Genomic DNA, 21,033 nt, shown 5'->3' with positions numbered 1-21,033 from the left:
TTAAACAGCGGCTTTCGTATTTCTTTTAATTTCCTATTACAAATCAAATTTAATTCCCTGTGCCAGCGGCAACTCAGTCGTATAATTTATCGTGTTGGTCTGGCGGCGCATATACACCTTCCAGGCATCGCTACCGCTCTCACGACCACCTCCGGTTTCTTTTTCGCCACCAAAAGCACCACCAATTTCTGCACCGCTAGTACCTATATTTACATTGGCGATCCCGCAGTCACTACCGGCCACACTTAAGAAACGTTCTGCTTCACGCAAGTTATTGGTCATAATCGCAGAAGATAAACCTTGGCGTACACCGTTTTGTAATTCGATCGCATTCTCCACTTCTCCGCTATATTTCATTAAGTAAAGTACCGGAGCAAAAGTCTCGTGCTGTACGATCTCATAATGATTTTCAGCTTCTGCAATGGCTGGTTTTACATAGCATCCGCTCTCATAACCTTCACCTTCTAGCACTCCGCCTTCCACTAAAATTTTACCACCTTCTTCAACCACTTTAGTCAAAGCATTTTGATAATTTTTCACTGCGTCTTTGTCGATTACCGGCCCCACGTGATTGTTTTCATCCAGCGGATTCCCTATACGCAATTGGCCATAAGCATCTACAATTGCATTTTTCACTTTATCATAAATACTTTCGTGAATAATTAATCTACGCGTAGAAGTACAGCGCTGCCCGGCAGTTCCCACCGCGCCAAATACCGCACCGATCACGGTCATTTTGAGATCAGAATCCGGAGTAACGATAATCGCATTGTTTCCGCCGAGTTCCAAGAGGGATTTTCCTAATCGAGCACCAACGGTTTGTGCTACTTGTTTTCCCATTCGGGTAGAACCGGTCGCCGAAACCAACGGTACACGCTCGTCTTTAGTCATCAATTCGCCTACGGTATAATCACCATTGATCAAGCACGAAATCCCCTCAGGCAAATTATTCTTAGCAAAAACCCGTGCTGCAATTTTTTGACAGGCAATACCCGTAAGCGGTGTTTTTTCTGAAGGTTTCCAGATACACACATCACCACAAACCCAAGCCAGAGCCGTATTCCAGCTCCATACCGCCACCGGAAAATTAAATGCCGAGATAATCCCAACAATGCCTAACGGATGATATTGCTCATACATACGATGCCCGGGACGCTCAGAATGCATCGTCAAACCATGCAACTGGCGCGAAAGCCCCACTGCAAAGTCACAGATATCTATCATTTCTTGAACTTCGCCTAGACCTTCTTGATAGCTTTTACCCATCTCATAAGAAACGAGTTTTCCCAACGGTTCTTTAAGTCTACGCAACTCTTCATTAAACTGGCGCACCACTTCGCCTCGCTGTGGTGCCGGCATCACGCGCCATACTTTGAATGCTTCAGCTGCAGTTTGAACCACTTGCTCATATTCTTCCGGAGTGGTTTGCGTCACTGATGCAATATCCTTTCCGTCAACGGGAGAAACGGAAGTAATCAATGTACCCGAATTACTCGTTTGTAAACCGGTTGAAGTTCCTGCATTTTCAGAAATGATCTCTAATGCTTTCAGCGTTTCAGCTATTGCTGCGTTATCAGTGGTTTGAGCCATTATATTGTAGTTTTCTTATTATTTATGTTTTAATCCTTCGAAGTTAGTAAATAACTATATCTATTTAAAGCATTTATTAGCAGATTAATAAATCCCCTCAAAACCTATCTTGGAGACATTCTGTAGCAACCAATTTTTAATTTCGAGAAATACGCCCTTTAACAATACTCATAAAAAACGCGCTTCAAAAGAGCGCATTTTTTATTTCTGTAGCTTTCCTGTTATTCTACAAAGCGGGCATCAGCTTCCATCACTGTACCGCACTTATCACAGGTGCGTAATTCTTCACTTGCATAGAATACTTTAAAATGCTTTAAAAAGTCTTTCTCAATATCATTCAGCGGAAAATAAACCTCATAGAGTTTATGATTGCAATTATCACAAAACCACAATAAGCCGTCTTTTCCGTCAAGATCTGCGCGTTTTCGCTCAACAACAAGACCTATAGAACCTGCTTTACGCACCGGAGAATGCGGCACTTTTGCCGGATGCAAATACATATCGCCAGGACCTAATTGCATCGTGCGTTTTTCACCTTCATCCTGCACGTGTACTTCGATTTCACCCTCTAATTGATAAAACAATTCTTCGGTTTCATTATAATGATAGTCTTTGCGCGCATTAGGGCCGGCGACCACCATTACAATGTAGTCGTCTGCGTCTTTATATAAATTTTTATTTCCTACCGGTGGTTTTAATAAATCCCGATTTTCTTCAACCCATTGGGTCAGGTTAAAAGGTTTTGCAATAGCCATAGTCTTGTATTTAGGCTAAAATTACAACATAATAAAGTGGCATAAAACAATTGACCTCTCCGTTTGCCGCTAGTTTTTCTGTATTTTAGGAGCTTAAATTTAACACCTATGAAATCTGTTCTTTCCCTATGTATTGCAAGTCTCTTCTTTGTCGCTTGTAATCAAGATTTAAAAACTGAAGAAGCAGCTACTGCTGAAACTCCAAATCAACAAGAATTTGCCATTATCATACACGGCGGAGCCGGAACGATTCTTAAAAAGAATATGACCGACTCGATGGAGCAAGCTTATAAAGCCAAACTAACTGAAGCTATCAAAACCGGTCACGAAATATTGAAAAATGGCGGAAGCAGTCTTGAGGCTGTACAACGCACTATAAATGTGATGGAGGATTCGCCGCTGTTCAATTCAGCTAAAGGTGCGGTTTTTACTCACGAGGGTAAAAATGAATTAGACGCTTCTATTATGGATGGCGCCACTTTAAATGCAGGAGCCGTTGCCGGGGTTACCAATGTAAAAAACCCGATAAACCTGGCATACGAAGTTATGACCAATTCTGAACACGTGCTTTTAAGCGGTAAAGGAGCTGAAACTTTTGCCAAAGAAAAAGGCATTGAGCAAGTAGATCCTTCTTATTTCTTTACCCAAAGAAGATACGACGGGCTGCAGCGCATATTAGAGCGCGAGAAACAAGACAGCATCAGCAAAGCCACTGCATTTTACGATCCGTTTATCAAAGACGAGAAGTTTGGTACCGTTGGCTGCGTGGCACTTGACAAAAATGGAAATATTGCCGCAGGAACTTCTACCGGCGGGATGACCAACAAGCGCTACAACCGCATAGGAGACTCGCCAATCATTGGCTCTGGGACGTATGCAAACAATGCGACGTGTGGTGTTTCTTCAACCGGCTGGGGAGAGTATTTCATTCGCGGGCAGGTAGCTTACGACATCAGCGCTCAGATGGAATATGCTGAAAAAACGCTAACCGATGCTACGCAAAATGTGATTCAGGAGAAGCTGACCAAACTTGGTGGAACCGGTGGAATTGTAGCGCTGGATCACTACGGAAATCCTTCTATGGAATTCAACACCGAAGGCATGTATCGTGCCTATATGAATGATCAAGGCGAGCTGACTCTGGGTATTTATAAAGAAAATGAAAACTAAATCTTGTGGAACTTTCTGCTGAACAAAGCTATTACGCCGTAATTTTTACTTCTAAACAAACCGAAGATACTTCAGGCTACGCCGAAATGGCTACCAAGATGGAAGCGCTTGCACAAAAGCAACCGGGTTATTTAGGAATGGAACACGCACGAAGCGCATTAGGAATCACTATCTCGTATTGGAAAACCGAAGCTGCCATCGCCAGCTGGAAAAATCAAGTAGATCATCTCGTCGCACAACAAACCGGAAAAGACAAGTGGTATTCAGCATATTCAGTACGTGTGTGTAAAGTAGAACGCGAATATCATTTTGATAAGGAAAATTAACTTAGCCGGTCGGTTGACTTAAAACATATCTCATGAAAAAACCCTTAAGCAAAAAACTTAAGGGTTTTTCAGTAAGTAATTCTCGCGAGGAGAAAGGCGAAACAGCAGGCCCCCGCCTGCTGCATCTAACATAACAAAACCAACTTAAAGTTGTAAATTTTGTAAATGTCTTGAATGTTGTAATTGATCTTGTGACCTGTTGGGTCGGTTGGGGGATTTTAGATTTGGGGGTTTTAATCTTCAGGCTGTCTTACAAGCCTAAAACATTTTTATTTTTTGATAAAGATCTGCGTAAAAAAAGCGATTCCCTTTTCATTCTTCACTACTGAAAGTCCGCTATGAGTAAAATCACCTTCAATAGCTTCTTTGTGGCTTTCGCTTTTTAACCAAGCAGATACAACTTCTTCTGGGCTGCGGTACCCGTAAGCGACATTTTCACTTACGCGTGCAGCACCTTTAGCTTTCAAATAATCTGATCGCTGGAAAAAGTTATCGTGGCTAATTTGATTTTTGGTAGCCATATATTTTGAATGTTCTATGGCCTTCACTTTAGAATCGTTGTTATAAGCTAATTGAGAAAGCCCAATGCTCTCGCGATGCTTATTTACTTCGACAAGAATTTCTTGAGCAAAAGCATCTTCGATAACGAGGTCTGCAGAAACTTCAAGAGTTGTCTCTTCATTAGAGGTTAAAAGCTCTTCATCTTGTGAACAGCTGGTTAAGAATATGGCAAAAGTTATTGCCAACAAGTTGGTTGTAAAAGTTCTCATGATTTGGGGGTTATGAGTTATGTTGAGACAAACATAAGCAGGATATTTTATTCCTACAACACTTAAACTGTCAATTTGTGTATTTCGTCGATATTATGGCTGTATTTAACATTTTTATCATAAAATTTAACACTTTATAGCGTTTCAAAATGCACTTTATCGACTTTTTGAATGTACGTAAACAAATACAAAACTCGCCATTTGTGTATTTCATCGATTAAAAAACGCACTTGTTCGTCGATGAAATGCAATAAATTATACTTTAACATCAAATCGTGTTGATTGATATAATTTTTATACAAGTATTTTATACGAGTTTCATAACAAGCATTTTAGCTCAAAAAATGAGCAAAAAAGAAGAAAAGCATTAGTCAAAAATTAAGAAAAGAAGTATTTTACAATTTAGCTTGTAATTGTGGCGTTTCTCAATAAAATAGGTTTCATGAAAAAAGAATATTACCTCCTCTACCTTGTTGCTTTTTTAGCTTTTTCCTCTTGTACCAAAAAGCATCCAAAAACCGATAATATTTTTAAGTTCAAAGAATATATTTCTTTCAACACCTTTGGTAATGCTTCGATTGAAGATCCTATACGCGTAGTCCTCGCCAAGCCCACTTCTCAGTTTGAAGCCACTCAGGAAATACCTTCAGAATACCTGATCATTAATCCAAAAACAGAAGGTTCTTTTTTTATTGAAAACGGAACTCAGCTTCTTTTTAAGCCGGAAGAAGCCCTGCGCCCCGATACCGAATACACTGTAACCTTAAAATTGAGCCGCTTTTTTGAAGACATTGACCCGGAGTTTAAAAATTACACCTTCGGATTTAAAACCATCACACCCAACTTCAAGATAAACTTAGGCAACCTTCAATCTTATAGTAAAGAGTGGCAGTACTTAACAGGCTCTATTGAAACTTCAGATTGGGTGGCTGCAGAAAAAGCAAAACAACTCGTAAGCGCTTCTCAGGAAGGAAAGGCGCTTCATATTGATTGGCCCACAGAAGAAACCAAGGGCACTTTTTTCAATTTTACCATAGACAGCATTCATCGTAAAAAGGAGAATTCGCAAATACGTATCGCCTGGAATGGCGAGAGTATTACCAGTGCTACCCAAGGTCAAAGCACACTCAACATCCCGGGTCAAGCCAATTTTACACTCGTAGATGTAGTGTCTACTTTGAGTCCGGAAACGGCCGTAAGCGTCAACTTTTCTGACCCGCTTCAAATGGAACAAAATTTTGACGGACTTGTTCAGCTTGATAGTCTATCTAATTTGCGTTATGAGGTTCAGGGCAATGTTTTAAATATCTATCCCAGACAGCCCTTAACCGGCGAGCTGACACTCACACTCAATAAAGGAATAAAGAATGCCTTTGGCGAAGCTTTACCCACAACCTATTCTCAAAAAATATCCTTTCAGCAGTTAAAACCTCAAGTGCGTTTGATCTCTAAAGGCAACATTCTTCCTGCTTCGATGAAAACGCCGATTTACTTTGAAGCGGTTAATCTTTCAGCTGTTGATGTGCGTGTCATCAAGATTTTTGAAGACAACATGCTGCAATACCTTCAGGATTCTGACCTCAACAGTACTTCTACCTATGATTTGAAACGCGTGGGCAGACGCATCGCAAAAAAAACCATTCCGTTGATCAATAACAGCATTGGTCAAACCGGTTTATGGAAAGCTTATGCCGTAGATCTTTCAGAATTATTTAAGGCCGATCCCGGAGCAATGTACCGCGTTGAGCTGAGCTTTAATCAAGACTATAGTCTGTTCCCTTGCCCTGATGCTGAAGAAGGAATTACTCAAAGCAAAGAAGATATTTACCTTGAAGAGTCTTATGAAGATTATTATAACACCGGAACCGGGGTCGAAGAAGATGAACGCGAAGAGCGCTATTGGGATAACGAATTGTACTCGTGGAGAACGCGCGTGTACAACTGGGAGGAAGAAGACAATCCGTGCCATCCCGCCTACTATAACGAAGAGCGTTTTGCACAAACTAATATTATAGGTTCAGACTTGGGGCTTATCGTAAAAGAAGGGGCTAATGGCGCCTATGATTTTATCACCACCAACTTGCTCACAGCTGAGCCTGAGATTGGCGTGGATATTAAAATTTACAACTATCAGCAGCAACTCATCAAAGACCTAAAAACAGACATCGACGGTCTCGCATCCTATAAAAGTGATCAAACAGCTGCCTTTGTTGTAGCGCAGCAGCGCAATAATTTTGCGTATGCAAAACTCGATGATGGGAACGCCTTATCCCTAAGTAACTTTGATATTCGCGGAGCCCAGTTACAAAAAGGATTACGCGGATTTATTTATACCGAACGTGGCGTGCATCGTCCCGGCGACAGCATTCATTTGAGTTTTGTTCTTAATGACCAGGCAAACCCTTTACCTAAGGAACATCCTGTAAAACTAGAGGTAACCGATGCCCGCGGAAAACTCGTGCAACGTACGCTATTGAGTTCAACACTTACAAATAAGAACGTTTCTGGCGGAAGCAGTCACGGTTTTTACTATTTTCCGATTCCAACTGCAAGTACAGACCCTACAGGAAACTGGAATGCAACCATCACCGTAGGTGGTGTTCAGTTTTCAAAAACCTTGCGCGTCGCTACCGTAAAACCCAATCGCCTCAAATTAAATCTAGATTTTGATGCAGAAACCCTATCTACTCAAAAACCCATATCCGGAAGCCTTACCGCACAGTGGTTACACGGTACACCGGCCCGCAATCTTAAAGCAGAAGTAACCGCAACACTCAACAGTACGGCTGCTGCCTTTAAAGATTATGAAAACTACGACTTCACAGATCCCGTGCGCAAATTCTCTGAAGTTGAACTCCCGATTTTAAAAGATAAAAGTTTAGACAATTCAGGAAAACTGAGTTTCAACCAGAAACTTGATTTGAGCAACAAAGCTCCGGGAATGCTAAAGGCTACTTTTTTAACCAAAGTCTTTGAAGGCGGCGGAGATTTCTCGGTAGATGTGTTTTCAAAAACCATCGCTCCATACGCGCACTTTACAGGAATTAAGGCTCCTGAACCTCATAAATACGATGCGTATTTTACCGATGAAGATGTGAATTTTGATTTGGTAAGTCTCACCGAAAACGGAAAACCCGCACCTAATCGCAAACTGGAGGTACAACTGTTTAAAATGGAATGGCGCTGGTGGTATAGCAGAGGTTACGACAACCTCTCGCGCTATGAGAATGCTTCGGTTTACAAACCTTTGCAATCTTTTAAGGTAACTACAAACAACAACGGAAAAGCAACTGCAAAAATCAATGTTCCAGAAAAAGAGGGCGGCCGCTATTTGCTGCGTGTGATCGATAAAGAATCGGGTCATGCCTCTGGCCTCATTACCTATTTTTATCGCAATTGGAGCAACGCACCTACAGCAAATGCTGAAAGTGCAAAAATGCTTGTTTTCAATTCAGATAAAGAAGACTATACGGTAGGCGAAGAAGCAGTAATCAAGTTTCCTTCTGCAGCAGCCGGAAATGCATTAATCAGCATAGAAAGCGGAACCGAAGTGATTTCTAAACAATGGGTAAAAACCACTAATGAAGAAACTACCGTGCGCATTCCTGTTACTCAGGCAATGGCTCCCAATGTGTATGTGCACATTAGTCTGCTACAGCCTCATGCGCAAACAGTAAACAATCGCCCTATACGCCTGTATGGTGTAATACCTCTTATGGTTGAGGATCCTCAAACCCTACTTGAACCGCAGTTAAAAATGCCGGAAGTACTCAAACCGGAAACAGATTACACAGTGCGCGTAAGTGAAGCTTCTCAAAAAGAAATGACCTACACCCTCGCTGTGGTAGATGAAGGTTTGCTTGATCTAACAAGATTCAACACGCCTGATATTCACAAGGCATTCTACAAACGCCAGGCTTTGGGTGTAAAAACTTTTGACATCTATGATTATGTTATCGGCGCCTATTCGGGTAGCGTAGACAATATTTATGCGATAGGAGGTGGCGATATGGCCGCCGGAGCGAAAAACCGAAAAGCAAATAGATTTAAACCAGTTGTAACCTATCTGGGTCCGTTTCATTTGAACGCTGGAGCAACAGCAACGCACAAACTGCATATGCCTAACTATGTGGGATCGGTGCGCACTATGCTCATCGCGGGTGACAATGCCACCGGCGCTTACGGAAGCACACAAGAAACAACGCCCGTGCGTAAACCTTTAATGGTATTGGCCTCTATCCCGAGACGCTTGGCTCCGGGAGAAAAGCTCACGCTACCGGTGACCGTTTTTGCTATGGAAGACAAGGTAAAACAAACCACGGTTACCATAGAAAGCAGCAATTCGCTTAAGGCTGTTGGTTCAAAATCAAAAACGATCACATTCAACGAGCCCGGTGAACAAATTGTGAATTTTGAATTTGAAGTGCTTCCGGCAGAAACACCTCAGCAATTTGAAATCACCGCCAGCGGAGCCGGAGAAAAAGCATCGTATGCTGTAGAAATTGATGTTGAAAATCCGAACCCTATTTCGCAGAAAGCAACATACTACACTTTAGAACCCAATGCCGAACTCCAGATAGATTATACCGGTTTTGGAGTTTTGGGAACAAATAGTGCAACGGTAGAACTTTCTACCTTACCGCAAATCGATTTTACAAAACGTCTTCAGTATTTAATTCATTATCCCTACGGATGCGCTGAGCAAACTACATCAAGCGGCTTTCCTCAGCTATATTTAAGCGCTATTTTCAATTTGGAAAGTGCGCAAAAACAGGAAACTATAAGCAATATTAAAGCTACTATAGACCGCTTAGGTATTTTACAAAATCCCTCTGGCAGCGTGAGCTACTGGCCCGGTGAACGTGAATCTGATGCTTGGGCAACCAACTATGCAGGACATTTTATTCTGGAAGCTCAAAAACAAGGTTATGCTCCTCCAATTACATTTTTATCAAACTGGCTGACGTTTCAAAAAAATGCAGCAAAACAATGGCGCAACGGGGCGACCTCGTACAACAGCAGTTTAACACAGGCCTATCGCCTTTACACATTGGCCTTAGCCGGTCAGCCCGAATTGGCCGCGATGAACCGCCTACGAGAATCCGGTGACCTGAACAACGACTCCAGATGGCGTTTAGCAGCAGCTTATGCTCTTGCGGGTAAAAAGCAGGTAGCACAACAATTGGTAAGTGAAGCTTCTCTTAATTTCAGCACCAAACGCGAATTGCAATACACCTATGGTTCGGTTTTGAGAAACAAAGCGATGGCACTAGAAACGATGATTTTGCTTGATGACAAGCGGCAACTTGAATTAGCAAACAGTATTGCTAAAGATCTTGGTTCGTCACAATGGCACAGTACACAAACTACCGCCTATGCCTTATTAAGCTTGTCTAAAATGCTCATCGCCAATGGCGGAAAAGCCATCACAGTACAGCTCGATGGAACAGCACTAACTACCGAAAATGGCTTCTTGCGTAAAACGCTTAATGTTTCAGAAGAGCAAAAGGTGCTAACCTTGAAAAATACTCAGGATAATCGGGTGTATGTTAGCCTTATTCAGCAAGGTAAACTTCCGCTAGGTGAAGAATTGGCTAGTCAAAATAACCTGATCCTAAACACACAATTTCTAGACGGTAATGGCAAGAACATAGCGGTTAATAACTTGCGTAAGGCTACGGCGATCAAGGCAAAAATCACGGTTACTAACAATTCTCAAAATCAGATTGACAATGTAGCTTTATCTCAAATTTTCCCCAGCGGATGGGAAATCGTAAATACGAGCTACACCAGTTTAAATGGTGGTGCTTCGGGTACAGCGCGCTATAAAGATATTAGAGATGACCGTGTTAATTTTTACTTTGATCTGAAACCGAAAACAACCCGCACTTTTGAAGTAGACCTCAACACCTCCTTCTTAGGCACCTATTATTTGCCGGGTACCCAAGTTGAAGCTATGTATGATCATACCTATTTTGCGCGTACAAAAGGCCAGTGGATCACCGTAGAACAATAGATCAATGCTGAACAAAACGCTTAGGCTATCACTATTAAAAAGGCTCAAACGCCATAAGATTGTTCTAGGTGTTTTGCTTCTTGTCGTTTTGGTCTGGTGCTTCAGTTTACCTAGGACCTTATTCAACAAACCCACAGCCACTGTGGTCAGCGGTAGCACTGGTGCATTGCTGGGCGCCCGTATTGCCAGTGACGGCCAGTGGCGTTTCCCAGAGGTAGACGAAGTACCAGAACGGTTTAAAACCTGCATCATAGCTTTTGAGGACGCCTATTTTTATAAGCATCCGGGTTTTAATCCGGTGGCGATGAGCAAGGCGTTATGGTCAAATCTTACCAAAGAAAGCCGTCGTGGCGGCAGCACATTGACCCAACAAGTGATACGTCTTTCAAGAGACAATCCCAATCGAACCTATCTTGAAAAACTTATTGAAACCTTTCTTGCCACCAGACTAGAAGCCGGTTATAGTAAAGATGAGATTCTAAAACTTTATGCCTCGCACGCGCCCTTTGGCGGAAATGTAGTTGGTTTAGAAAGTGCAAGCTGGCGGTATTTCGGAATCCCTGCGCAAGAACTCAGCTGGGGGCAAGCTGCAGCCTTGGCGGTATTACCCAATGCTCCATCTTTAGTTTTTCCCGGGAAAAATGAAGCTATTTTTAAAGCGAAAAGAAATCGCCTACTTAAGAAGCTAAAAGAGGAGAAGTCTATTGATCAAACAACCTATGAACTTGCTATCGCTGAAGATCTTCCCGGTAAACCCTTAGACTTGCCTGACGTGACACCGCATTTCACTGAACGTTTAGCACGCGAACAAACAGGAAAATCAATTACCAGCACTATTGATTATAACCTGCAAAAACGAATGAATCAAATTGCTGAAGAGGCTCATTTTCAGCTGAAGCAAAACCAGATTCATAACCTTGCAATTTTGGTTCTTGATGTAAATTCCAGAAAGGTTTTGGGTTATGTAGGTAACGCGCCTACCACTGCAGAACATGCCAATTATGTTGACATCATTCAAAGTAATCGCAGCACCGGCAGCACGCTTAAACCCTTCTTGTATGCCGCGCTTATGGGTAATGGAGACTTATTACCGCATAGCTTAGTTCCTGATGTACCTACGAGCATTAGTGGATATGCACCACAAAATTTTGATCGAAGTTTTCAAGGCGCAGTACCGGCTTCAGAAGCTCTGGCTCGCTCACTCAATGTACCCGCTGTGCACTTATTGCAGCAATACGGACTTCAAAAATTTTATAACAACCTGCATCAGCTTCAGTTTAAGGCCATCAACAAATCGGCAGATTATTATGGCTTATCCTTAATTCTGGGTGGAGCAGAAAGCAACCTTTGGGAGTTAACCAATGCCTACGCAGGTATGGCAGCGACACTCAATTTTTTTAATCGTACGTCTAGCGAATATCCGCAGCAAGCCTTTAAGCAACCCATCTATACAGAAAAAAACACTTACAATTTAGGAACTCCCGTACAGCATCCCGAAGTTTTTGATGCCGGAGCGATCTATGAAACGATGCTGGCTTTACAAGAAGTTAACCGACCTCAAGGTTCAGAAAACTGGGAATTCTTTACCGATGCACAACCCATTGCTTGGAAAACCGGCACCAGTTATGGTTTTAAAGATGCTTGGGCGGTAGGTGTAACGGGTTCGTATGCCATTGGCGTCTGGGTTGGTAATGCAGATGGTGAGGGCCGGCCCGGAATTACAGGTATTGAAGCTGCAGCACCCATACTGTTTAATGTACTTAACCTATTGCCGCAATCCTCTTGGTTTGAAATGCCGTATGATGAACTTACCGAAGCAAGTATTTGTTCGCAAAGCGGAACTTTAGCCGGTTTACATTGTCCCAAAACACACACAGCATGGATTCCTAAAAAAGGAATACGCACATCTGCTTGTACATATCACAAACCCATATTTCTAAATAAAGAGCGCAATTTGCGTGTAAATGCCAATTGTTATCCTTTAGCCGATATGGTCTCGACCTCTTGGTTTACGCTTCCAACGGTTTGGGAATATTATTATGCGCCGCAGCATCCTGAATACAAATCAATGCCTCCATTTGCATCGGGTTGTTATAGTGAGGACACCCAATTGATGGAATTTATCTATCCCAAAAAAGGAGAACAAATTTTAATTCCTGAAGATTTTGACGGGGAACAAGAGGTGGTTTTCAAACTTGCACATCGCGATGCAGACACGACGGTTTATTGGTATTTAGATGGTACTTACATCGGGCTTACAACTACTTTCCACGAACTATCTCTAGCCCTCAAGCCCGGTAAATACAGGATTTCTGCAACAGACGCCCAAGGCAACACGCAGGCGCAAACGTTAGAAATAGGGCCTGCCTAGATTTAACTTTTCATTTAACAAAACTTTAAATTCTGTTTAGTTCGGTATTTTCCGAACCAACCGTAATTTTGTCGCTTCAAATGATCTAGATATGGAGTTGGAAGCACTAAATGAAGAGAAACATATATTAATTGAACGCCTGGGTGTGCATATTGAGAAGAAGGATAATATTCCTCCTTTGGCAGCCAGAATTCTATCTACCTTAATATTAACCGGTAAAAATGGATGCACATTTGACGAACTGGTTAATAATCTTCAAGCAAGTAAAAGCACTGTTTCGACACACCTGACCAATTTACAGCATCTTAAAAAGATCACATATTATACAGTTTGCGGCGATCGCAAGAAGTATTTCATAATGAACCCTAAAAGCATGATCCTCAGTATGGGTGAAATGCTTGATACGTGGGAAAAAGAAAAGCATCTGCACATCGCCATTATGAACTATAAAGAAAAAATAAATCACATCGAGCCTGAAAATGCAGACCAGCATTTTGATCTTGAGTTTCACTTGGATTATCTCAACTACTTAGAACAGGCTAGTGACTCTATAAAGCGCATACGCGAAAGACTCTTAGAAAAACACAAACAATAAATAAACCCTCAACCATGAAAAAAAGAATATTTAACTATCTCGTTCCCGCCCTACTGGGAGTTCTTGTTTTTACCTCCTGTGGAGACGACAAGTCATCTGGTGAGGCTCAAGGGCAAGCACAACAAGTACAGCAATTACCTGTGATAAGCATACCTCAACAAACCCTTACAGGCTACAGCTCGTATCCCGCAAGTATAGAAGGTATTGTAAATAGTGGTGTGCGTGCAAAAATACAAGGCTATATCTCTGATGTGCTCGTAGATGAAGGAGCTAAAGTACGTAAAGGACAGCCGCTTTTTAAGCTAGAAACACAATCCTTAACACAAGATGCAAATGCTGCTCGTGCTAATGTGAATGCTGCTCAGGTAGAGGTTGACAAACTTAAGCCGCTCGTAGAAAAAAACATCATTAGTAGTGTACAGTTAGAAACCGCAAAAGCACAATTGGAGCAAGCCAAAAGTAGTTATGAAAGTATCGCGGCAAACATCAGTTATGCGACTGTGAAAAGTCCGGTAGACGGTTATGTAGGTGCAATTCCTTATCGTGAAGGAGCCCTCGTTGGTCCTTCAGACACCACACCTTTGACTACCGTTGCAGATATCGAACAAGTGTATGCATTCTTCTCTATGAATGAATCTGAATACCTCAATTTTATTCAAAAAACTGAAGGTTCATCGCTTCAGGAAAAAATCGAAAACTTCCCGGAAGTTGTTCTTATTCTTGCTAATGGAAAAGAATATGAACACAAAGGAAAAATTGAAACCGTAACTGCTCAAGTAGATCGTACAACAGGTACAGTAAGCTTTAGAGCAATTTTTGATAATCCTAATCAACTTATTACTAACGGTAACAGTGGTACTTTAAAAATACCTAATGTATATAGCGAAGTTCCTGTAGTCCCTCTTAATTCAACTTTTGAGCAACAAGGAAAAATAATAGCCTATAAAGTTGACAGCAACAATAAAGCGCAGACTACTGAGATCATTCCTCGTGCTACTATAGGCAACCTTTATGTTGTAGCGTCTGGTGTTGAACCCGGCGATAAAATCATTGCTAAAGGTGCTAATAAAGTGCGCCCCGGGACTACGATCCAACCCAATGAGGTTCCTTTTGACAGCATAGCAAAACCTGCTAAACAAATATTTCAATAAACAGAAACCGAAATCATGTTAAAGACTTTTATAGAAAGACCAGTACTTTCTACCGTAATCTCTATCATCATAGTGATTTTGGGAGTGCTAGGACTTACCACCTTACCGGTAGAGCAATATCCTGATATAGCACCGCCTACCGTACAGGTAACTGCAAATTATACCGGTGCCAGTGCCGAAACGATTCTGGAGAGTGTAATCATACCAATCGAAGAACAGATTAACGGGGTAGAAGGAATGAGTTATATTACTTCTACCGCAACCAATAATGGTACTGCCGAGATCACAGTATACTTTGATCAGGATACAGACCCTGATATTGATGCGGTTAACGTACAAAACAGAGTTGCTCTTGCAAATCCATTACTTCCGCAGGAGGTTACCCAAGCGGGTGTTGTTACTCAAAAGCGTCAAACAGGATCATTAATGTTCTTGTCTATGTACTCTAAAAATCCGGAGTACGATGCTACCTTCTTAAACAACTATCTAAACATCAATGTTGTTCCTGCTTTTAAACGTATTAACGGTGTGGGAGATGTTAACGTATTCTCTCAACAAGATTATGCGATGCGTATCTGGTTAAAGCCAGATCGTCTCAAGGCATACAATCTTGTACCAAGTGATGTTGCTGCTGCTCTCAATGAACAAAGTTTAGAAGCGGCTGCAGGTACTTTAGGACAGAATAATGGTGAAACTTTTTCATATACCATCAAATATCCCGGTAGATATAAAGAGGAAGGACAGTATGAAGATATCATCATCAAAGCTCTTGAAAACGGACAATTTTTAAGACTGAAAGATATTGCAGATATTCAGCTTGACGCACAATCGTATGCAGCGAGTTCACAAACCAAAGGATATCCTAGTGTGACTTTTGCCGTTTATCAAACCAAAGGTTCAAACGCGCAGGAGATCATTGAAACGGTAATGGAAGAACTTGAAACGATCGAAGCCGGACTTCCGGAAGGTGTAGAGATTTTTATCCCTTACAATACCAATGAGTTTCTTGAAGCTTCAATAGAAAAAGTGGTGCACACCCTTATCGAAGCCTTTATCCTGGTTTTTATCGTAGTATTTATTTTCCTTCAAGACTTTAGATCTACATTGATCCCTGCCATCGCAGTACCGGTTTCTATTGTGGGTACGTTCTTCTTCCTCAATTTATTTGGGTATTCTATAAACTTACTTACCCTTTTTGCACTTGTACTGGCAATTGGTATTGTGGTTGATGATGCCATTGTAGTTGTTGAAGCGGTACACGCGAAAATTGACGAAGGTGCAAAAAGTGCAAAAAGCGCTACAATAACCGCGATGCACGAGATCTCTGGTGCGATCATCTCGATCACCTTAGTAATGGCCGCAGTATTTATTCCGGTAACCTTTATTACGGGACCTACGGGAGTATTTTATGAGCAATTTGGTATTACTCTTATTGTCTCCATCGTAATTTCAGCGGTGAACGCGCTTACTTTAAGTCCGGCTTTATGTGCACTGTTCTTAAAAGCCCACGACGAGAAAGAAACTAAAGAAAAGAAAAGCTTCTTACAACGCTTTTATGATAAATTCAATAAAGGATTTAATGCAACCATAGAGCATTACGGTAAATCATTGACCTTCTTATACAAGAGAAAGTGGATTACTTTTGCTATGCTCATCTTAGCCGGTGTAGGTATTTATTGGTCTGCAACGACTACACGTACGGGATTTGTCCCTAATGAAGATCGTGGGGTTTTATTTATTGATTTATCTCTTGCGCCGGGTTCTTCACTTGACCGTACCAATGAGGCCATAACAGCGCTTTACGAGCAAATCAAAGATCTTCCGGGTGTTGAAGCTGCAAACACGGTAGCAGGTAGAGGTTTAATTAGTGGTCAAGGTAGCAACAATGCCCTTGGGTTTATCAAATTGAAAGACTTCTCAGAACGTGAAGCAGATTCTCTTTCGGTTGATGCGATTACCGCAAAGCTGTTTGGCATAGCTGCAGGATTTCCTGATGCTAATATCATTTTCTTTGCACCGCCAAGTATACCCGGATTTAGTATTTCTTCTGGTGTTGAAGTAAACCTACTCGACCGTGCTAGTGGTTCAATTACAGATTTAGATCAAGCCAATCAAGAATTTATGGGTAACATTATGGCACACCCAGAAGTTCAATATGCTCAATCTTCATTCAATACCAGGTATCCTCAATATCAACTGGATATTAATGTGCCTTTGGCAAAACAAACCGGGGTTGCTATTGATGACATTTTCTCTTCGCTTCAGGGATATATAGGTGGTATTTATGCTGCTGACTTCTCTAGGTTTGGTAAGCAATACCGCGTGTATATTCAGGCATATCCTGATTACCGCGCAGATACCGATGATATCAACTCGATGTTCATACGCACCAGCGATGGTAATATGTCTCCGTTGAGTGAATATGTAAGCTTTGAGCGTGTTTATGGTCCGCAGGCAGTAACGCGTTTCAACTTATTCAATTCTACAAAAGTTAATGTTTCTATGAACCCTGGTTATAGCTCGGGTGATGGTATTTCTATTGTGGAGGCCGAAGCAGCAAAACTGGCTAACAATTATGACATTGCGTATTCAGGACTAACCCGTGAAGAAGTAAATGCCGGAAGCCAGACGGTGGTTATTTTCCTACTGTGTGTGGTTTTTGTTTACTTCTTACTTTCGGCACAATATGAGAGTTATCTGCTTCCTTTAGCAGTGATCTTATCGCTTCCGTTAGGTATTTTTGGAGCCTTTTTTACTACTAAGGTTATGGGGCTTGAGAACAATATTTACTTCCAGATCGCACTCATAATGCTGGTGGGGCTTCTGGCTAAAAACGCCATTCTGATCGTAGAATTTGCCATCCAACGCCGTAAAAATGGGGAGTCTATCGTAGATGCTGCCATAGACGGAGCAAAAGCACGTTTACGACCTATTTTGATGACCTCTTTTGCTTTTATTCTTGGGCTTATGCCACTTGTACTAGCAACTGGTGTAGGTGCTGCCGGTAACCGCTCTATTGGTACGGGAGCTGTAGGAGGCTTGCTCATCGGAACAATTCTAGGTGTGTTTGCAATACCTATACTTTACATTATGTTCCAGTATCTACAAGAGAAAATTTCAGGAACTCCAACTCAAACCGAAGAAACGCATTAAGATGAAAAAGCAACTCATATATAGAATATTCATACTAGGCGCTGTTCCTTTGTTGCTGGCCTCGTGCTTCGCAGCTAAGGAATATGAGCGACCTCAAGAACTTATTGACGAAACCTATTATCGCACCGATGCTATTGAACAAGACAGTATCAATATGGCTGTGGTATCTTGGAGAGAATTATTTTCTGATCCCATTTTACAAGAACATATTGAAACCGGTCTTGAGAACAACATAGACATTCGCGTAGCCTTACAACAGATCCTGGCTGCTGAAGCCTATTTTAAACAGGGTAAAGCTGGGTATTTCCCTACGCTTGATGCAACTGCACAGATGACGCATCAAGAGCTTTCTTCAAACAGTCAGTTTGGAGGTTTATTCTCTTCTCTTGATCAATATGAACTGAGTGCAAGCTTGTCTTGGGAAGCTGATATCTGGGGAAAAATAAGAAGTAATAAGCGGGCCTTTGGCGCACAGTATTTACAAACTGTTGAAGCCCACAAAGCGGTTAAAACCCAGCTTGTAGCGATGATCGCTTCTTCGTATTACCAGCTTTTGGCTTTAGACGAACAGCTGAGAGTAACCGAAGAAACCATCGAGACGCGCAGCAGTAGTTTAGAAACTACCAAAGCTTTAAAAGAAGCAGGAAATGTAACAGAAGTTGGTGTAAAACAAACCGAAGCGCAATTATACACTGCACAAGCATTACGCATCGATTTGATCAACGAGATACGCTTGTTAGAAAACAGCTTTTCGATTTTACTGGGACAGCAACCCGGTGCAATAGAACGTGACGGTTTACGCAATCAGGAAATCGAAACTTCTTTAAAAACTGGTGTTCCTGCTCAACTGCTCGTAAACAGACCGGATGTGAGAGCTTCAGAATTTGCTTTGATCAATGCTTTTGAATTGACAAATGTAGCCAGAAGTAACTTTTACCCGTCGCTTACGCTAAGTGCTTCCGGAGGTTTACAAGCGCTGCAAATAGACGAATTGTTTGACACCAATTCCCTTTTTGCAACCATAATTGGTGGACTTACACAACCTATTTTTAATAGAAGGTCTATCAAAACGCAATACGAAGTTGCACAAGCCCAGCAAGAGCAAGCGCGTTTACAATTTAAACAAGCCTTGTTAACAGCTTCTAGAGAGGTTTCTGACGCGTTATACACCTATGAAGCGGCTACCGAAAAACTTGATGTTAAACGTAAAGAATTTGAGTCGTACAACACAGCAACCGAATATTCTGAAGAGCTTTTAGATAACGGTCTTGCCAACTATTTAGAGGTGCTTACAGCTCGGGAGAACGCACTAAACTCAAGCCTGGACCTCATCAACACCAGATTAACTCAATTGCAATCTGTAGTTGATCTTTATGAAGCCTTAGGCGGAGGCTGGCAGTAAAAGCATCGCACCTTTCATTCCTAAATTGAAAAAAATCCGAAGTGCACTATAGTACTTCGGATTTTTTATTGGTATCACACAAATAGTTTCCTACCGTAGCGGAAAACCTTTTGCCGCCCACCATGGATGAATCTCGATCGCTAGCCTTCCTGCTTTAACCATAGGATCAAGGTTTGCCAAGCTATCTGCCAGGTGCTGTGTAGGCGTATTGTAAATTGTAATCCCTCGTATATCACCGTCATCACCAAATGGACCAGAAATATCGGCGTATCCTAGATCGTACATTCGGCCTAGGTGTTCCAAATGTAGTTTTTGAAGACTATCTGCAACTTCCTTAGGTTGATCCCGATTAGAACCACGCTTTAAAAAAGCAATAAAGTACTGCTGCATAATCACAGTGTCTTTAGTCGCTTCATCAACATAATTCATGGTCAAATACCCTGCTTCTTCAAGTTCGGCTTGTATTTCTGAAACTGTTTTGCTGTTTTCTTCTCGTAAAACCGGAAGTTCTTCTTCGGTTTTTTCCTCTTTACAAGCCCATAAGAATACGCTCAACAGACCTATTTTAAGTAGTGATTTTACTTCCATAATTTAAATGGTTTTTTACTGAGTTGTGAGTTGTAATAACGATGATCTCCTGTTACTTCTTCGCCCAACCAGACTGGTTTCTCAAAATCTTCGGTGGCCGATTGAAGCTCTATTTCAGCAAGAATCAAACCTTCATTATCCTCAAAAAATTCGTCTACCTCATAAATATGAGCTCCTGCCTTAACCTCATACCTTATTTTTGAAATCATTCCGGGTTCACTGAGTTTGAGTAAGGCTTCGGCCTCTTCGCGGCTTATTTGCTTTTCCCACTCAAAACGTGTTGTTCCACTTGCATCAGACTTTCCTTTTATGGTTAAAAAGCCCGAGTCATCCTTTAGACGCACACGTACGGCACGCTCAGGACTACTATTGAGATAGCCTTGTTTTATCTCGTTTTCACGAAATGCTTCCGCCTTGAAAGCATCATTTTTTACTAAAAATTTACGTTCGATCTCAAGCATCAGCTAGTTTTTGAATTTCATCTGAAGGAATACGTGCATCCTCATAAGTATTAAAGGTCAAATATAACATCGTTTTCACCAAGGCTTCAGGTTTAATACTTCTAAACTTTTTTAAAGGACCAATCAAAAACGGATTCAAAACCTTAAAAACCGCAATCCCGATCTTCTCTGCCGTTCGTTTTTCTTCTCGGTCTGCGGCAAGTAATGCAGGTTCTAAGAAGTACGTGTCATTGGGTTTTATGGCTAAAACATCACGTTCCATCTCGCCTTTGACTTTGTTGTAAAAGACCCGACTCTCAGGGTCTGCTCCCATTGCCGAAATAACAATTAAGTGCTTGATATCGTTGGTCACACAAAGCTTTGCCGCGGCAAGTGGAATTCCGTAGTCAATTTTTTTATAGGTCTCCCTATCGCTGGTTTTGGATTGTGTCGTGCCCACACAGCAAAAAACAACATCAGCCTTAAACCCTTCTTGCTGTTTTTCTAATTCAAACATATCTATAACATGCTCCTCAAGTTTAGGATGCTGTAAGCCCGATTGACGTCTATGAAAGCTTATTACTTTTTCAAAACGTTCATCATCAAATAAATGTTTTGCAAGCAAGCTTCCCGTCACGCCGGTAATCCCAAGAATTATTGCTGTCTTTTTCAAAGTTTATAAGTATAAATGAATATACAAGTTACG

14 protein-coding genes are annotated in these 21,033 nt (G+C 41.6%); 8 read left to right on the top strand and 6 right to left on the bottom strand.

Going from position 1 to position 21,033, the window contains the following annotated elements:
- Window positions 1–36: 36 nt before the first annotated feature.
- Together amaB and WA338_RS00610 are read right to left on the bottom strand one after the other, a co-directional pair.
- A complete protein-coding gene (gene amaB, locus WA338_RS00615) occupies window positions 37–1,590 on the bottom strand; it encodes an L-piperidine-6-carboxylate dehydrogenase (RefSeq protein WP_009778432.1) in 1,554 nt (517 codons plus the stop codon).
- A 221-nt stretch (window positions 1,591–1,811) separates the two neighbouring features.
- Entirely contained in the window at window positions 1,812–2,345 is a 534-nt protein-coding gene (locus WA338_RS00610) for a 3-hydroxyanthranilate 3,4-dioxygenase (RefSeq protein ID WP_009778431.1), read from the bottom strand.
- A 108-nt stretch (window positions 2,346–2,453) separates the two neighbouring features.
- Between WA338_RS00610 and WA338_RS00605 the strand changes: the two genes are divergently transcribed.
- On the top strand, window positions 2,454–3,515 hold the full coding sequence (locus tag WA338_RS00605) for an isoaspartyl peptidase/L-asparaginase family protein (RefSeq protein WP_009778430.1): 1,062 nt from the start codon (window positions 2,454–2,456) through the stop codon (window positions 3,513–3,515).
- Window positions 3,516–3,520: 5 nt separating this feature from the next.
- Window positions 3,521–3,841 (top strand): antibiotic biosynthesis monooxygenase family protein, encoded by a 321-nt coding sequence (locus WA338_RS00600; protein WP_009778429.1) that lies wholly within the window; start codon window positions 3,521–3,523, stop codon window positions 3,839–3,841.
- Window positions 3,842–4,110: 269 nt separating this feature from the next.
- On the opposite strand, the gene WA338_RS00595 is transcribed toward WA338_RS00600, so the two are convergent.
- A complete protein-coding gene (locus tag WA338_RS00595; RefSeq protein ID WP_009778428.1) occupies window positions 4,111–4,611 on the bottom strand; it encodes a CAP domain-containing protein in 501 nt (166 codons plus the stop codon).
- Between the two features lie 442 nt (window positions 4,612–5,053).
- Here WA338_RS00595 and WA338_RS00590 point away from each other — a divergent pair, with 442 nt between their 5' ends.
- From WA338_RS00590 to WA338_RS00565, 6 genes are all read left to right on the top strand, one after another.
- Window positions 5,054–10,627, top strand: coding sequence for an MG2 domain-containing protein (locus WA338_RS00590; protein ID WP_009778427.1), 5,574 nt, complete (start codon window positions 5,054–5,056; stop codon window positions 10,625–10,627).
- A gap of 4 nt (window positions 10,628–10,631) precedes the next feature.
- The gene (pbpC, locus tag WA338_RS00585) at window positions 10,632–12,998 is read left to right on the top strand and encodes a penicillin-binding protein 1C (RefSeq protein ID WP_040532437.1); all 2,367 of its coding nucleotides are present in this window, start codon (window positions 10,632–10,634) and stop codon (window positions 12,996–12,998) included.
- A gap of 91 nt (window positions 12,999–13,089) precedes the next feature.
- Entirely contained in the window at window positions 13,090–13,593 is a 504-nt protein-coding gene (locus WA338_RS00580; RefSeq protein WP_009778425.1) for a GbsR/MarR family transcriptional regulator, read from the top strand.
- A 14-nt stretch (window positions 13,594–13,607) separates the two neighbouring features.
- Window positions 13,608–14,744: an efflux RND transporter periplasmic adaptor subunit gene (locus tag WA338_RS00575; protein WP_009778424.1), complete on the top strand. Its 1,137-nt coding sequence runs from the start codon at window positions 13,608–13,610 to the stop codon at window positions 14,742–14,744.
- A gap of 15 nt (window positions 14,745–14,759) precedes the next feature.
- A complete protein-coding gene (locus WA338_RS00570) occupies window positions 14,760–17,897 on the top strand; it encodes an efflux RND transporter permease subunit (RefSeq protein ID WP_273016879.1) in 3,138 nt (1,045 codons plus the stop codon).
- A gap of 1 nt (window position 17,898) precedes the next feature.
- Entirely contained in the window at window positions 17,899–19,299 is a 1,401-nt protein-coding gene (locus WA338_RS00565; protein WP_272987194.1) for an efflux transporter outer membrane subunit, read from the top strand.
- Between the two features lie 90 nt (window positions 19,300–19,389).
- Here the strand turns inward: WA338_RS00565 and WA338_RS00560 are convergent, their stop codons facing one another.
- The 3 genes from WA338_RS00560 to WA338_RS00550 are packed head-to-tail and all read right to left on the bottom strand — an operon-like array spanning window position 19,390 to window position 21,000.
- Window positions 19,390–19,887: a YciI family protein gene (locus WA338_RS00560; RefSeq protein ID WP_272987196.1), complete on the bottom strand. Its 498-nt coding sequence runs from the start codon at window positions 19,885–19,887 to the stop codon at window positions 19,390–19,392.
- Window positions 19,878–20,348 carry a CYTH domain-containing protein gene (locus WA338_RS00555; protein WP_272987197.1) on the bottom strand — a complete coding sequence of 157 codons (471 nt, stop codon included), beginning with the start codon at window positions 20,346–20,348 and terminating at the stop codon, window positions 19,878–19,880. The genes WA338_RS00560 and WA338_RS00555 overlap by 10 nt, the downstream gene beginning before the upstream one ends.
- A complete protein-coding gene (locus WA338_RS00550; RefSeq protein ID WP_272987199.1) occupies window positions 20,341–21,000 on the bottom strand; it encodes an NAD(P)H-binding protein in 660 nt (219 codons plus the stop codon). Before WA338_RS00550 ends, WA338_RS00555 begins: the two co-directional genes overlap by 8 nt.
- Window positions 21,001–21,033: the final 33 nt, after the last annotated feature.

Origin of the sequence: Leeuwenhoekiella sp. CH_XMU1409-2, from assembly GCF_037029365.1 — a bacterium.
GTDB classification, from domain to species: Bacteria; Bacteroidota; Bacteroidia; order Flavobacteriales; family Flavobacteriaceae; genus Leeuwenhoekiella; species Leeuwenhoekiella blandensis.
The sequence above is the reverse complement of the archived record's forward strand: the minus strand, read 5'-3'. Positions and strand labels throughout refer to the sequence as shown.